Source organism: Intrasporangium chromatireducens Q5-1 (genome assembly GCF_000576575.1).
In the GTDB taxonomy this organism is placed as follows: domain Bacteria; phylum Actinomycetota; class Actinomycetes; order Actinomycetales; family Dermatophilaceae; genus Intrasporangium_A; species Intrasporangium_A chromatireducens.
On sequence record NZ_AWQS01000095.1, the window covers coordinates 1 to 14,813 of the forward strand.

A 14,813-nucleotide genomic window follows, 5' to 3' on the forward strand; every position below is an offset into this window, starting at 1 on the left:
TGGCCGTCTGTCTGCTCTTCGACCGTCGAGGTGACCGCCTCATGCGGGAGCTCTGGGCGCGACTCGAGGAGAGCGGGATCCGCACGCTCCAGTCGCACACCCACGGCCGGCATCTGCCGCACCTGTCCTACGCGGTCCTGCTCGAGTGGGACCTCGACCGGGTGCGCCACGCGCTCGCGGACCTGCCGCCGGCTGAACCGTTCGAGCTGAGCTTCCACGGGACCGTCGCCTTCCCGCGCGGTCGCGCCGCGCTCGTGCCGGCCGTGTCGGTCGACATCGCGCGGCGCCAGGAGGCCGTCGCGACCGCGGTGGCGCGCACGGGCGGCGTGCTGCACCACCACTACGAGCCGGGGTCGTGGGTGCCGCACGTCTCGCTCGCGACGGGCGCGACCGGCTCGCAGCTGCCCATCGTCGTCAAGGCGGTCGCCGACGTGCTGCCCCTCACCGTCACGGTCAACCGGGCGATCATCATCGACAGCTCCACGGGCCAGGCCTGGCCGCTGCCGCACGTGCTCTAGCGGTCAACGTCGCCCGGGGCCGGGCCGCTGCCGAGCAGCGGCTCGAGGGCCAGCAGGATGACGAGGCCGGCGAGCGGGATGAGGTCGAAGGGGGTGGCGAGCAGGGCCGCTCCGGTCGCGGCCAGGGCCAGGCTGCGACGGGGCAGGCGCAGCGTCGGCACCGCGAGCGCGATCAGGGCGACGAGCGCCGTCACCAGCAGGACCGGTCCGCCGGCGAGCAGCCACTGCGGGGCCCCAGCCGTCGCGGCGCCACCGCCGACCCCGCGGACGAGGGCGACCCACGTCGTGAGCCCGGTGCCGACGATCGCCGCGAGGAGTGCACCGGCGGCGGCGCCCCGCCGCCCTCGCGGCGCAGTGGTCGCCGTGACGTGGCGCAGCCCGGCCGCCAGCCCGACGAAGCTGAACGCCGACGCGATGAGGGCGGCCTGCGCGAGGAACCAGATGACGCCGCTGCGCCCGTGCTGCCCGAGGTCGTCGAGCCAGACGAGGATCCCGTGGGCGAACAGGAGCATCGGCGCGGTGAGCACGAGGTCGCGGGCTGCGTCGGGCAGCGTGGCAGACGTCGTCGCCGTCGGCAGGGGCGGTCGCTGAGGCTGCGCCACCCGGGGTGGCAGGGTCGGGAGGGCCATGCTTCGAGCATTCCGGGAACAGCCCAGTTCCCCCATGGGGGACGACCCCGGTTCAACCCTGCTTCGACCCTGATACCGGACTCGGCCACGCGTCAGCTCCCGACGGGGAGGTGCTCCTGGAGGAAGGCGACGGTCCGGTCCCAGGCCAGCACCGAGGCGTCCGGGTGGTGCCACGGCAGGTCCGGGTTGTCGAAGGCGTGGTCGGCGCCCTCGTACTCGTGGAACACCGTCGCGGGTGACGCCGTCACGGCGGCCCGGACCTTCGCGACCGACTCCTGGTCGATGAACGAGTCGGCGGTGCCGAAGTGGTGCAGGCTCGGCGCCGTCACCCTGGGCGCGAGCTCGAGGAGCATGGGCAGCGCCGACCCGTAGTAGCTGACCAGGGCCGAGACCGGTTCCTTCGCCGCGACGTTGAAGGCGAGCCCGCCGCCGAAGCAGAACCCGAGCAGGCCGACCGGCCCGGTCACCTCGTCGCGCTCTCGGAGCCACTGCACCGCCGCCACGCCGTCCCGGACGGTCAGTGGCCAGTCGAGCTGGTTCGCCAGCGCGATCCCGCGCTCGAGCCCACCGTCCTGCTCCGAGACGGTGCTGACCCCGAGGCGCCAGAAGAACTCCGGGGCGAGCACGACGTAGCCGAGGGCGGCGAGGTCCTCCGCCCGCTGGACGACGTAGGGGCTCAGGCCGAAGATCTCCTGGCACAGCACGATGCCGGGACCGGTGCCCGCCGCCGGCAGCCACAGCTGCGCGGGCATCTCCCCGGACTCGGTGGGCACGTGGACGCGTTCGCTCATGGGCGCCAGTATGTCGGTCGGTGGCGCACCGGTGGGGCAGCTCAGCGACGCGTCACGGGAGGATCTTCGCGAAGCTGTCTACGAGCAGGTGCACCTCGTCCTCGCCGATGACGAGCGGCGGGGCGAGACGGACCGTCGAGCCGTGGGTGTCCTTCATCAGCACGCCGAGCTCCATCATCCGCTCGCACGCCTCCCGCCCGGTCATGACCGACGGCGTGATGTCGACCCCGGCCCAGAGGCCGCGCACGCGGACCGCGTCGACGCCGCGCCCGACGAGGCCGCGCAGCCCTTCGTCGAGCAGCTTGCCGAGGTGGGCCGCACGCTCCTGGTACTCGCCGGTGCGCAGCAGGCCGACGACGGCCCGACCCACCGCCGCGCCCAGGGGGTTGCCGCCGAAGGTGGAGCCGTGGCTGCCCGGTGTGAAGACCCCGAGCACGGACCGGTCCGCCACGACCGCGGACACGGGCACGATCCCGCCACCGAGGGCCTTGCCGAGGATGTAGACGTCGGGCACGACGTCCTCGAGGTCGCACGCGAAGGTCGTGCCGGTGCGGCCCAGGCCGGACTGGATCTCGTCGGCGAGCATGAGGACGTTGCGCTCACGGGTCAGCGCCCGGACCGCCCGCAGGTAGCCGGCCGGCGGGAGGACGACCCCGCCCTCGCCCTGGATCGGCTCGAGGAGCACCGCGACCGTCTCGTCGGTCATCGCCGCCTCGAGGGCCTCGAGGTCGCCGTACGGCACGATGTCGAAGCCGGGCGTGTAGGGCCCGTAGTGGTCGTGGGCGTCCGGGTCCTCGGAGAAGCTGATGATCGTCGTCGTCCGGCCGTGGAAGTTCCCGGACATGACGATGATGCGGGCCGCGCCGTCCGGCACGCCCTTGACCTCGTAGCCCCACTTGCGGGCGGTCTTGATCGCCGTCTCGACGGCCTCGGCGCCGGTGTTCATCGGCAGCACGAGCTCCTTGCCGGCGAGCGCCGCGAGGTCACGGCAGAACGGTCCGAGCTGGTCGGAGTGGAAGGCCCTGCTCGTCAGGGTGAGCCGGTCGAGCTGCTCGTGGGCGGCCCCGACGAGGGCCGGGTGCAGGTGCCCGAAGTTGAGCGCTGAGTAGCCGGCCAGCGCGTCGAGGTAGCGGTGCCCGTCCACATCGGTGACCCAGGCCCCCTCCGCGTGCGAGATGACGACGGGGAGCGGATGGTAGTTCGCCGCGATCCACTCCTCGGCGAGGGACAGGTGCTCGTGCGACTGGCTCGTGGCCTCGGGTGCGTCCATGACCTCACTGTCTCCCGTCCTCGCCGGTCCGACAAGCGAACCGGTCACCTCGTGCCCGTGCTCACACCCGAGCCGAGGCCCGCCCCGGTGAACCTCACGGTCGCGTGCGACGTGTACCGGTCGTGAGGCCGCCGGCCGACCCGGACCGGCGACGAGCAACCAGGAGGATCGATGCGACTTCGGACAGTCCTGCCGACCGTGACGCTCGGCGTGTTCCTCGCCGCCTGTGGCAGCAGCTACGGCGGCAACGGCACCGCCGCCCAGCCGGCGGCGGGCAGCGGCGCGAGCGCGAGCGGCAGCACCATCGGCACCGTCTCCGCCCTGATGACCAGGTCGACCTCGGCCGGCACCGTCGTCACGGACGGGAACGGCCGCGCGCTCTACAAGTACGACAAGGACACCCAGGGCACGACGTCCAGTGCCTGCGCCGGCGTCTGCCTCTCACTCTGGCCGCCGGCGTACGAGGCGTCGTCGATGCCGAGGCTGACCGGCATCACCGGCAAGGTGGGCACCATCACCGGTCCGGGCGGCAAGGCGCAGCTGACCCTCGATGGCTGGCCGCTCTACTACTACGCGGGCGACAGCGGGCCCGGTTCCGTCGCGGGGCAGAACTTCCAGGGCATCTGGCACGTGCTGACGGCCGCCGGCACCCCGGTGACGACGGCCGCGCCGACCGGTGGCAACAGCGGCGGTGGCAGCAGCGGCGGCGGCGGGGGCGGTGGCTACGGCAACGGCTACTGACCCGTCCGGCGGACGGCACGAGGCCACCGACCCGGCCCCGCACACGTCACGCAGCTCACGGGGCCGGGTAGGTGACCTCGAGGCCGTCGACGACGGCGAAGCTGGTGAGCCGTTCCGGCTTCGCCGTGCGCTTGTCGTAGATGTCGATGACCTCGTGGCCGCGCACGAGCAGGGCGTCTCCGACGAGGGAGCGGTGGCACCGCCACGGCACCGCCTCCGCGCACATGATGACGGTGCGCTTCTCGGCCGCGAGGGCGAGCAGCTCGGCCAGGCCGGCCGCGAACTCCGGCGTCTGCATGTAGTCGGCATAGCCGCGGAAGCTGGCGTTGCGCCACCCGGCGTTGGGCGAGTCGGGGCGTGCGTGGCGCAGGCCGCCCAGGGCGCGAAGGTGCACGTAGCCCAGGCCGGCCTCGGGCAGCGTCCGGGTCAACGCGTCGATGTGGAACTGCGGGTTGTGGCGCGACTTCGGCACGGTCCTGACGTCCGCGACCGCCTCGATGGCGTGGGCGCGCAGCACCGCGACGAACTCGTCGAACGGCCGCGTCGAGTGACCGATCGTGTAAATCAGCACGCCTGAGGCTCCTCCGGCTGCTGCGCCTGCTGCGGCTCCGATGGCTCCATGCGCCGACCCTACGTGCCGGTCAGCTCGGCCCGGCGCCGGTCAGCCGTCTCGATCGGCCGCGCGAGGCCGCGGGTAGGCCCGGAGGATGAAGCCTGTCGTCGTCGTCACTGGTGGTACCTCCGGGGGGTGGCGCGACCGCCCGCGCCTTCGCGGACCGGGACAGCCTCTGGGAGCCGACTCGAGAGGCTCATGTAGCGAGGCCGTGCACCAGCAGGTCGGCGAGCTGCCGGTAGGCCGCTGCATCGTCGAGGCCGGTGGCGGCGGCGATGGCGCCCCGCTGGATCGCCGTCATGACCTCGCCCGCCGCGGCCCCGACGAACGCGGCGTCGACCTGTCGCAGGCGGCCGGCTGCGACGCCCTCGTCGATGAGAGCGCGCACCCGCTGAGCGGCATACCCCGTGTTCTGGCGGTAGACCTCCCGAGCGGGAGGGAACGCGGCGACGTCCCGGTGGAAGGCCGGCGAGGCCGGCGACAGCTCCTCGGCGACCGCGTCGAGGTAGAGCCGGAGCCGGGCGACCGGGTCGCGCTCGGGGGCGAGGCGGCGCTCGATGGACGCGGCGGCCGTCTTGAAGTAGGAACGCACGGTCGCGACGACGATCTGCTCCTTGCTGCCGGCGACGAGGTAGAGCGTCGACCGGGAGCAGTGCAGCCGCTCGGCGAGGTCGGCGATGGTGAGGTCGGCGAACCCCTCGGCGAGGAAGAGGGTCCGCAGGTCGGCGAGGACCTCGTCGCGGCGGGCCCGGGTGCGGGCGGTCAGGGGAGCGGTGCCCACTGGGTCGCCGGATGTCGCGGTCATGGTCTCGACGATACCAATACTGGTACTCTGAACCCGCCTTTGGTACTCACCTCGAGGAGATCCCATGCCCGCGGCGCGTGTGCTGCCCACCCCAGAGGCCGCCGACCTGATCCGGCTGGTCCGCGAGTTCGCCACGGAGGAGCTCGCGCCACGGGCGGCCGAGGCCGAGGCGACCGGCACCTTCCCGCGCGAGGTCTTCCGGCAGCTCGGCCAGCTGGGTCTGCTCGGCCTGCCCTACCCCGAGAGCGAGGGCGGCGGCGGGCAGCCCTACGAGGTCTACCTCCAGGTGCTCGAGGAGCTGGCCAGCGTCTGGGCGAGCGTCGCGGTCGGCACGAGCGTGCACGCCCTCTCGTGCTTCGGCCTTGCCACGCGGGGCACGGACGAGCAGCGGCAGCGGTGGCTGCCCGACCTGCTCGGCGGAGAGCTGCTCGGCGCCTACTGCCTCAGTGAGCCCCATGCCGGCTCCGACCCGGCCGCCATGACGACCCGCGCCGTCCGCGACGGCGACGACTACGTCATCACCGGAGCCAAGGCGTGGACCACGCACGGCGGCGAGGCCGACTACTACAAGGTCCTGGCCCGCACCTCCGACGACCGGGGCGGCATCTCCTGCTTCCTCGTGCCGGCCGACGCCGAGGGCCTGACCGCCGACCCGCCGGAGCACAAGATGGGCCTGATGGGCTCGACGACGGCGACGATGCGCTTCGACCACGTCCGCGTCCCGGCCGAGCGCCGTCTCGGTGACGAGGGTGAAGGGCTCAAGATCGCGCTCGCCGGTCTCGACGCGGGCCGGCTCGGCATCGCCGCCTGCGCCACCGGACTGGCCCAGGGCGCGCTCGACCGGGCCGTGGCCTACGCCGAGGAGCGAGAGGCCTTCGGCCGCAAGATCATCGAGCACGAGGGGCTGGCGTTCGTCCTGGCCGACATGGAGGCCGCCGTGCAGTCGGCGCGCGCGATCACCCTCCACGCGGCGCGGCTCAAGGACCAGGGGCTGCCCTACAGCCGCGAGGCCTCGATCGCCAAGCTCGTCGCCACCGACAACGCGATGCGGGTCACCACCGACGCCGTCCAGGTCCTCGGTGGCTACGGCTACACGAAGGACTTCCCCGTCGAGCGCTACATGCGCGAGGCCAAGGTCATGCAGATCTTCGAGGGGACCAACCAGATCCAGCGGCTCGTCATCAGCCGCTCGCTCCGCAAGCCAGCCGGCGCGATCACCGTCCAGAAGTGAACCGAACCCAGCAGAAGCAGGAGAACGTCTGATGCAGCTCGACAACACCGCCGCCATCGTCACCGGGGGCGCGTCCGGACTCGGTGCCGCGACGGCGAAGGCGTTGGCCGACAAGGGCGCCGCCGTCTACGCGCTCGACCTGCCGGCAGCGGTGCAGGCCGGCCCGTCCGTCCCCGGCGTGACCTATGTCGCCACCGACGTGACGGACGAGGAGCAGGTCCGAGCGGCCGTGGCGCAGGCCAGCTCGAGTGCCCCCCTGCGGGTCGTCGTCAACTGCGCCGGCATCGGGCCGTCAGCGCGGATCCTCGGCAAGAAGGGCGTGCACGACCTCGGCCTCTACGCGAAGGTCATCCAGGTCAACCTGATCGGTTCGTTCACCGTCCTCGCGGTCGCCGCCGAGGCGATCTCGCAGACCGAGCCCGACGAGCACGGCCAGCGCGGCGTCATCATCAACACCGCCTCGATCGCGGCCTTCGACGGCCAGGTCGGGCAGGCGGCCTACAGCTCGAGCAAGGGTGGCATCGTCGGGCTCACCCTCCCCGCAGCGCGCGACCTCGCCCAGTACGGCATCCGGGTCATGACGATCGCCCCGGGCATCGTCGAGACCCCGATGCTCGCGACCGTCTCCGACGAGTTCCGCGCCGGCCTCGCGGCCGGGGTGCCCTTCCCGCAGCGGCTCGCCCGCCCCGAGGAGTACGCCCAGCTCGCCCTCGCGATCGTCGACCACGACTACCTCAACGGCGAGGTCATCCGGATGGACGGCGCCCTGCGGATGGCGCCCCGCTGACCTTCGCTGACTCCGGTTCGAGGTGATCGCCGGGCAGCACCGTCCGGTAATTACCTCGAACCGGGGGAGGGGAGGGGGCGTCAGCCGCGCGAGCGCAGCCGCACGTTCGGCAGCGTCGGCGCGGGCAGTGTCGTCTCCCACGCCTCGGGGAACTTCCCGAAGCGGGACGGCGGGCTCCCGTCAGCAGGTATGCCGCTGTGGCCGCCCTCGCGCTCGGCCGCGGCCTCCCGCTCGCCCTCCCGCTCGCCCTCCCAGGCGCCGCGCTCCCGCTGCCAGTCGGCGCGGAAGCCGACGACCTCGTCGTGGCTGCGGCCGATGAAGTTCCACCACATGACGATCTGCTCGCCGAGGGGGCGACCCCCGATGAGCAGGGCCCGGGTCTGCTCCGTCGGGCTGCCCTCCAGTGTGAGCCGAGCCTCCCCGGTCGGGTGAAAGACGATCTCCCCCGGCTTCGCGACCGCGCCACCCGAGGTGAGCGTGCCGGTGTCGCAGAGGAACCCGTGCTCGTGGGCCGGGTCGACGTCGAGCTCGAGGGACGCGCCGGCAGGCAGCGTGATCTCGGCCCCGACGAGCTCGCTGAAGGTGGACACGGGAGAGGTCTGGCCGAGGAGCGAGCCGAGGAAGACGAGGACGCGCGCGGCGCCGACCTCGAGCACCGGCGGCTCGTAGTGCTCGAACCGTGGGGCGGTGTGCCGGTGCTGCTCGGGCAGGGCGGTCCACAGCTGGACACCGTGCAGCGTGGTCGTCGCGGGCGTGGAGAACTCCGAGTGGGCGATGCCCGAGCCGGCCGTCATGAGGTTCATCTGGCCGGGCACGACGAGGGCGTGGGCCCCGGTCGTGTCGCGGTGCTCGATCTGCCCGGTGAAGAGCCACGACACCGTCTGCAGCCCGGTGTGCGGGTGCCCGGGCACGACCATGCCGCCCGTCTCGGCGACCTCGTCGGGGCCGTAGTGGTCGACGAAGCACCACGCGCCGATGAGGCTGCGCTCGCGCTGCGGCAGGCTGCGCCGCACGGTCATCGCCCGAGGCCCACCGAGCGGGACGTCCCGGTAGGGCAGCACGGTCGGCGGGGCGCCGGGCTGCTCAGGGCCGGTGCAGATGACCTCGGCGGGGTTCTTCTCGAGGTTGCTCATGGCTCGACTGTAAGTCCGTCACCCGACCGAACCTCCGACCTACTCCGCGGAGGAGCGGCTCGTCGCGTGCCCGCCCCGCTCGGCGAGGTAGGCGAGCCGGCGCAGCGCCTCCGAGTTGCGCGCGTGCAGGACCGGGTCGGTGAGGGGCGGCGGCAGGAGCTTGGCCGGTCCGCCCTCGGGGTGCTCGACCATCGTCACCCGCGTGACGCCCGGGCCCTCCGGCTCGCACTCGATGACGACCTCGGCCTCACCGAACGGCCAGGCCCGGGCGCGCAGCGTGAGCGAGTGCGGCGCATCAATGGCGGCCACCGTTGTCGTGTCGTTGAGGAGGATGGGCCAGGAGCCGACCGAGTGGTGGATCTGGCTGTCCTTGGCCGGCCAGGTCGAGTCGACGTCCCGGATACGGGAGGCACCGACGACCCACGACGCATAGCTCCACCCGTCGGAGAGGACCTTGAAGATCTGCTCGGGTGAGCAGCGGAACAGCTTGACGGTACGGCTCATCAGGACCTCCGGAGACGGATTCGGTCGTGGGCCAAGGCGGCCCGTGCGGCGTTCGAGCCGCAGGCGCCGTGCACGGCGCCACCGGGATGGGCGGCGGCCGACGCGAGGTAGAGGCCCCGCACCGGGGTCTCGGCGCGGCCGAGGCCGGGGACGGGGCGGAAGATCAGCTCCTGCTGCGGCTTGGCGGTCCCGCCGTTGAGGGAGCCGCCGACGAGGTTGGCGTTGCGGGACTCGAGCTCGTCGGGGCCGAGGATCCGGCGCGTCAGGATGCGGTCCCGGAAGCCCGGGGCGTGCTCCTCGATCCGGGCCTCCAGGTGGTCGGCCATCGCCTCGACCGCCGGGTCGGACACCTCCCCCCGCAGCGCCCCGTGCGGGACGTGGGTGTAGGCCCACACCGACTCCGCTCCGGCCGGGGCGCGGGTGGGGTCGGTCGTCGCCATCTGGCCGAGGAGCATGATGCCCCGGTCGGGGACGCGGCCGGTGGCGATCTGCGCCTCGGCCACCGAGAGCGCGTCGACGGAGTCGAGCAGGTGCACCGTCCCGGGCTGCACCGGGGGCGCCGGGTCCCACGGGATGGGCCCGTCGAGGGCCCAGTCCAGCTTGATCGTGCCGGGGTCCCACTCGAAGCCCGCCATCCGTCGGCGCAGCTTCGCTGGCAGGTGCTCCCACGGCACGAGGCCGCCATAGAGCGCCGGTGCGCTGACGTCGGCGAGCACCGCCCGCCGGGCCTCGATGACCTCGCCGTCGGCGGTGCGCACGGCGCTGGCCCGGCCGCCGGACACGATGACCTCGACGACGGGGGTCGCCGTGCGGACCTGGCCGCCCCGGGAGGTGAACCGGCGCACGAGGGCGTTGGTCAGCTCGCCGGCGCCACCCCGGGGCACGGGGAAGCCGACGTGCTGCCCGAGCATGACGAGCAGCCAGCCCATGAACCCCGACCCCGGCGTCTGCATGCCGATGTCGGCGTGCGACGCGTTGCCGGCGAGCAGGATGCGCGGCGCCTCGCCGCGGAAGGCCTCGATCCCGAACTCGCGGGCCGGCAGGAGGAGCTGGCGCACGAAGGCGAGGCCCCCGTTGAAGGGCATCCGGGCGGCGAGGCCGAGGCCGCTGCGCACCGGGGGGAACGGGGACGTGATGGCACCGATGAGCTGCTCACCGACCCGGTCCCACAGTCGGCACTGCGCGAGCCAGGCGTCGCCGTCACCGGGGCAGAGCCGGTCGAACGAGGCGGCCGTCTCCTCGCGCTCGTGGTGGAGCACCGCCCACTCGCCGGAGGGCAGCGGGTTGCCGACGACGGCGGGTGCGTGGACCCACTCGAGCCCGTGCTGCTCGAGGTGCAGCCCCCGGATGACCGGCGAGGCGGCCGCCAGCGGGTAGAACGAGCTGAACGTGTCGTGGATCCACCCCTGGCGCACGTCGTCCGAGCTCTTGACCGCGCCGCCGGGCTCACCCTGTGCCTCGACCATGAGGACGTCCCAGCCGGCGTCCGCGAGCAGGTTCGCGGCCACCATGCCGTTCGGCCCGCTGCCGATGACGACGGCATCCGTGCTCGACATGACCCTCCCTCACCGCTCGTCGGACCCGAGGTCCCGGACCCCGGAGACCTACCCAGTCCCTCAGGGCGCGAACGCGCCCGCCGGGGTCGTGGCAGGCGGTTCAGGGCCGGACGATGACCTTGATGGCGCGGCGCTCGTCCATGGCGCGGTAGCCCTCCGCCACATCGTCGAGCGGCAGGTCGAGGTCGAAGACCCGGCCCGGGTTGATCTCGCCCGCGAGCACGCGGGTCAGCAGGTCGGGAACGTACCGCCGCACCGGCGCCACGCCGCCGCGCAGGCCGATGTTCTTGCCGAACATCCGCCCGACCGGCAGGGTCACGCCGTGCGGCACGCCGACGAAGCCGACGGTCGAGCCGGCCCGGGCCAGGCCGAACGCCATCCGCATCGACTGGTCCGTGCCGACACACTCGAGGGTCGCGTCCGCGCCGATGCCCTTCGTCAGGTCCAAGACGGCCTCGATGCCGGCCTCGTCCCGCTCCGGGACGATGTCGGTAGCGCCGAACTCCTGGCCGAGCTGCTGCCGGTCCGCGTGCCGCGACATCATGACGATGCGCTCGGCCCCCTGCTGCTGGGCGGCGATGACGCCGCACAGGCCGACCGCGCCGTCGCCGACGACCACGACGGTCATCCCGGGGCGGACACCGGCCGAGACGGCGGCGTGCCAGCCGGTCGGCATGACGTCGGTGAGGGACAGGACCGAGGGCATCACGCTCTCGCTCGGCTGGTCGGTGCGCACGAGCGACCCGTCCGCCTGGTTGACGCGGACCAGCTCGCCCTGGCCGCTCACGGTGCCGCCGCCGTTCACGCACGCGGACTGGACGCCCGCCGCGCAGTTCGGGCACGTGTTGTCGCAGTGGCAGAACGGGATGATGACGAAGTCGCCCGGCCGGAACCGCTGGACGTCGGCGCCGACCTCCTCGACGAAGCCGATCGCCTCGTGGCCGATCGTGTCACCGGCATTGATGTCGTTCTCGCCGCGGTAGCGCCAGAGGTCGGACCCGCAGATGCAGCCTGCGGTGACCCGCACGACAGCGTCGGTCGGCTGCTCGATGCGGGGGTCGGGGACCTCCTCGACGCGGATGTCGCGGGGACCGTGGATCGTCGTTGCTCGCATGAGGGTCATCCTTTCCCATTCGTGCCCACCCTCGAACCCCGCTCGCGAGGAGCCGGGCAGGGAGGTCACGTATGCCGCTGAGCCGGATGAGCGGCATACGTGACCTCGCGCTCGTGGTCGCGCGCGCCGACGGGACTGGGCTCGCGCACCATCGCGATGACCGAGCCGTCGTCGAACGGCAGCTTGAGGCCGGGGCGCACGACGTCGATCGTGTCGGGCGAGCGCTGGACGAAGAGGATGACGGTCTCGTCGCCGTAGCGCTCGCGGAAGTCGTCCAGCGTGAAGGCGGGGGAGAGGGTGGTGCGCTTGATCGTCATCCCGGACGTCATCCGAGTGTCCATCTCGGCCCGGGACAACTGGGGCAGGAAGGCGTAGCGGGCGGTGAGGTGGCCGGCCGTGTCGCGCTTGTCGTTGCCGGTTCCCGTCGAGCGTCCGTCGCGGTGCAGCTGGTAGCTGTGTGCGCCGCCGAAGACCCGGCGGAACTCGCGGGCGGCCGTCGCGTTGATCTCGTCCTGTGGGGTGCACGCGATGAAGTAGCCCATCCCGGCGAGGTCCATGTCCTTGACGGCGAACTCGGAGAGGATGTTTGCCGTGAGCGTCGGCACGCCGGCCATCCGCGCGCCGGCGAGGCTCGCGTAGTTGCGCGCGACGATCAGGACCGGGATGCCGAGGTCGCGGAGCAGCTTCGCCGTGTCGACGACCCAGGTGTTGACCCCCACGAAGACGACGCCCTGCGGGTTGGCCGACGCGAGGCCGAGCCGTTCGGCGACCCGGCTGATCCCGAGACCGTAGATCGCGACGGTGCAGACGATGACGATGAAGACGAGGGGAACGAGCTGGGACGCCTCGGCCGCGAGCCGGTCGAGCTCGGCCGCCTCCGCGATGAGCCCCGAGCGCTCGGCCGAGCCGGCGTTCGCGGCCTGCCGGGTGAGGGAGTCGGCGGCCTGCCCGAAGCCGAGCGCGAAGATGCTGGTCACCGCGGCCGCCACGATGCCGCGCGGGGCCATCGAGGCGAGCAGGAGCCGCTCGTTGCGGGTGACCCGGGTGCCGAGCAGGCCGAGGAACACGCTGACCGGCCGGACGAGCAGGACGAGGACGGCGAGGAACGCGAACGCCCGCGGTGCCACGGCGACGAGCTGCTCGGGGGTGATCCGGCCGGCGAGGACGATGAACAGGGCCCCGACGAAGAGCACCTGGAGGTGCTCCTTGAACTCGGCGACGTGCTCGAGGTGCAGCTTCGGCCGGTTGCCGAGGAAGACGCCCAGGACCGTGACGGTGAGCAGGCCGCTCTCCGGCTGCAGGGCGTCGGAGACGACGAGGGCCGTCGTCGCGGCGGCGAGGAACGCGACCCCGTGGAGGAAGTCGGGGACGGCGCGGCGGCGCATCAGCACCTCGAGCAGCGCGCCGAGGCCGATCCCGAGGCCGAACGCGACGAGGATGGTGCGGCCGAGCGAGACGAGCACGGCGGGGAAGGCCTGCGACGCCTCGCCGCTCAGCACCGCCTGGAAGACGAGCAGGGCGAGGATCGCGCCGATCGGGTCGACGATGATGCCCTCCCACCGCAGCAGCGACGAGACCCGGCGGGTCGGCCGCAGCGAGCGGAGGATCGGGTTGATGACGGTCGGGCCGGTCACGACGAGGATCGCGCCGACGAGCAGCGCCACCCGCAGGTCGAAGCCGAGCAGCCACGCGGCCGCCGTGATCATCACCCACGCCGCGAGCACCGTCGTCGAGCAGAGCCGGCGCACCGGGTGGCGCAGGTCCTGGATCTGTTTGAACCGCAGCGACAGGCTGCCCTCGAACAGGATGATGCCGACCGTGAGCCGCACCCCGTCGAAGAGCAGGTCGTGCCCGAGCACCTCGTCGGCGCGCACGACCTGGCCGATCCCGAAGCCGACGAGCAGGAGCAGCAGGATCGACGGGATGCCGAGCCGCCACGCAACCCACTGGCACACGACACTGACGGCGATCACCAGGGTCAGGTAGCCCGCGGGTCCGATGCTGCTCAGGGCATGCAGAGTGCTCGTGAGGATGCCGGGCATTCGCGCCACGATTCCAACTTCGCCCGGGGCGATGCAAACCGGCGCGGTTGGGGGCGTGCCGCCCGGGGCACAGGGCAGGCATGCCGGACGACGCACGCGCGGAGGAGCAGGCCGCCCTGTCTCCCGCCAAGGCGGGGGACGAGAGCACGCTCACCGTCCTCATCGCGCTCGGCGCCAACTGCCTCATCGCGATCGCCAAGAGCGTCGTGGCGTTCATCACCGGGTCGGCGTCGATGGTGGCGGAGGCCGCCCACTCCTGGGCCGACACGGGCAACGAGATCTTCCTGCTCGTCGCCGAGCGGACCTCCGACCGGGAGCCGGACGAGACGCACCCGTTCGGCTACGGCCGCGAGGCCTACGTCTGGTCGATGTTCGCGGCGTTCGGCCTGTTCACCGCCGGGTCGGTCGTCGCGATCTGGCACGGCATCCAGAGCTGGAGCCACCCGGAGCCGGACACGAGCTATGGCTGGGCCTACGCCGTCCTCGCGCTCGCGTTCGTCCTCGAGGGCACCTCCTTCCTGCAGGCCCGGCGCCAGACGCACGAGGCGGCCCGCAAGTCGGGCCTGCACCCCCTGCGCTACCTGGCCCTGACGTCCAACCCGACGCTCCGGGCAGTGTTCGCCGAGGACGCGGCGGCCCTGGTCGGCGTCCTCTTCGCGGCCGGCGGCATCGGCATGCACGAGCTGACCGGCGATGCCCGCTGGGACTCGGTGGGTTCGATCCTCGTCGGGCTGCTCCTCGGCGTCATCGCGGTCTATCTCATCGACCGCAACCGCGACTTCCTCGTCGGGCAGGCCGTCTCACCGCCGGTCCGGCGGCGGGCGCTGCAGGCCCTCCTGGAGGACCACGACGTCGAGAAGGTCACCTTCCTGCACCTCGAGTTCGTCGGCCCGGGCAAGGTGCTGCTCATCGCCGCGACGGACATCACGGGCGACCAGCCGGAGACGCAGGTCGCCGGCCGGCTCCAGGCCATCGCCGAGCGGATCGAGGCCCACGAGCTGGTCGAGAAGGCGTTCATCACCCTCTCCGCCCCCGGCGACACCCCCCTCACCGTCGACTGAGCGCAAACTCCGGTTGCG

Annotated in this window: 15 protein-coding genes; 5 read left to right on the plus strand and 10 right to left on the minus strand. The window is 72.7% G+C overall.

The window, feature by feature from the left end:
- Positions 1-518, plus strand: a 518-nt coding sequence (locus N864_RS12120; RefSeq protein ID WP_034717009.1) for a 2'-5' RNA ligase family protein, incomplete at its 5' end; no start/stop codon positions are given.
- Here the strand turns inward: N864_RS12120 and N864_RS12125 are convergent.
- From N864_RS12125 to rocD, 3 genes are all read right to left on the minus strand, one after another.
- Complete coding sequence (locus N864_RS12125; protein WP_034717011.1) at positions 515-1,147, minus strand: hypothetical protein; 633 nt, start codon at positions 1,145-1,147, stop codon at positions 515-517. The two genes, N864_RS12120 and N864_RS12125, sit on opposite strands and share 4 nt — an antisense overlap.
- 92 nt (positions 1,148-1,239) lie before the next feature.
- Positions 1,240-1,938 carry a dienelactone hydrolase family protein gene (locus N864_RS12130; protein ID WP_034717013.1) on the minus strand — a complete coding sequence of 233 codons (699 nt, stop codon included), beginning with the start codon at positions 1,936-1,938 and terminating at the stop codon, positions 1,240-1,242.
- Positions 1,939-1,990: 52 nt separating this feature from the next.
- Positions 1,991-3,208: an ornithine--oxo-acid transaminase gene (gene rocD, locus N864_RS12135; RefSeq protein ID WP_051518507.1), complete on the minus strand. Its 1,218-nt coding sequence runs from the start codon at positions 3,206-3,208 to the stop codon at positions 1,991-1,993.
- Between the two features lie 171 nt (positions 3,209-3,379).
- Here rocD and N864_RS12140 point away from each other — a divergent pair, with 171 nt between their 5' ends.
- Positions 3,380-3,949 carry a COG4315 family predicted lipoprotein gene (locus N864_RS12140; protein WP_051518508.1) on the plus strand — a complete coding sequence of 190 codons (570 nt, stop codon included), beginning with the start codon at positions 3,380-3,382 and terminating at the stop codon, positions 3,947-3,949.
- A 55-nt stretch (positions 3,950-4,004) separates the two neighbouring features.
- On the opposite strand, the gene N864_RS12145 is transcribed toward N864_RS12140, so the two are convergent.
- Positions 4,005-4,520 (minus strand): DUF488 domain-containing protein, encoded by a 516-nt coding sequence (locus tag N864_RS12145; RefSeq protein WP_034717015.1) that lies wholly within the window; start codon positions 4,518-4,520, stop codon positions 4,005-4,007.
- 238 nt (positions 4,521-4,758) lie between these two features.
- Complete coding sequence (locus N864_RS12150) at positions 4,759-5,367, minus strand: TetR/AcrR family transcriptional regulator (protein WP_051518509.1); 609 nt, start codon at positions 5,365-5,367, stop codon at positions 4,759-4,761.
- 64 nt (positions 5,368-5,431) lie between these two features.
- On the opposite strand from N864_RS12150, the gene N864_RS12155 reads away from it, so the two are divergent.
- The gene (locus N864_RS12155; RefSeq protein ID WP_034717017.1) at positions 5,432-6,598 is read left to right on the plus strand and encodes an acyl-CoA dehydrogenase family protein; all 1,167 of its coding nucleotides are present in this window, start codon (positions 5,432-5,434) and stop codon (positions 6,596-6,598) included.
- 31 nt (positions 6,599-6,629) lie between these two features.
- On the plus strand, positions 6,630-7,385 hold the full coding sequence (locus tag N864_RS12160) for an SDR family NAD(P)-dependent oxidoreductase (RefSeq protein WP_034717019.1): 756 nt from the start codon (positions 6,630-6,632) through the stop codon (positions 7,383-7,385).
- An 80-nt stretch (positions 7,386-7,465) separates the two neighbouring features.
- Here N864_RS12160 and N864_RS12165 read toward each other — a convergent pair whose 3' ends face one another.
- From N864_RS12165 to N864_RS12185, 5 genes are all read right to left on the minus strand, one after another.
- Positions 7,466-8,518: a pirin family protein gene (locus tag N864_RS12165; protein ID WP_034717021.1), complete on the minus strand. Its 1,053-nt coding sequence runs from the start codon at positions 8,516-8,518 to the stop codon at positions 7,466-7,468.
- A gap of 39 nt (positions 8,519-8,557) precedes the next feature.
- Positions 8,558-9,022, minus strand: a complete 465-nt coding sequence (locus tag N864_RS12170; protein WP_034717023.1) for an SRPBCC family protein — start codon at positions 9,020-9,022, stop codon at positions 8,558-8,560.
- The gene (locus N864_RS12175) at positions 9,022-10,578 is read right to left on the minus strand and encodes a phytoene desaturase family protein (protein ID WP_034717026.1); all 1,557 of its coding nucleotides are present in this window, start codon (positions 10,576-10,578) and stop codon (positions 9,022-9,024) included. Before N864_RS12175 ends, N864_RS12170 begins: the two co-directional genes overlap by 1 nt.
- Before the next feature lie 100 nt (positions 10,579-10,678).
- Complete coding sequence (locus tag N864_RS12180; protein WP_034717027.1) at positions 10,679-11,692, minus strand: zinc-dependent alcohol dehydrogenase family protein; 1,014 nt, start codon at positions 11,690-11,692, stop codon at positions 10,679-10,681.
- Between the two features lie 65 nt (positions 11,693-11,757).
- A complete protein-coding gene (locus N864_RS12185; RefSeq protein WP_240474304.1) occupies positions 11,758-13,734 on the minus strand; it encodes a cation:proton antiporter in 1,977 nt (658 codons plus the stop codon).
- Between the two features lie 80 nt (positions 13,735-13,814).
- On the opposite strand from N864_RS12185, the gene N864_RS12190 reads away from it, so the two are divergent.
- The gene (locus N864_RS12190) at positions 13,815-14,795 is read left to right on the plus strand and encodes a cation diffusion facilitator family transporter (RefSeq protein WP_051518510.1); all 981 of its coding nucleotides are present in this window, start codon (positions 13,815-13,817) and stop codon (positions 14,793-14,795) included.
- Positions 14,796-14,813: the final 18 nt, after the last annotated feature.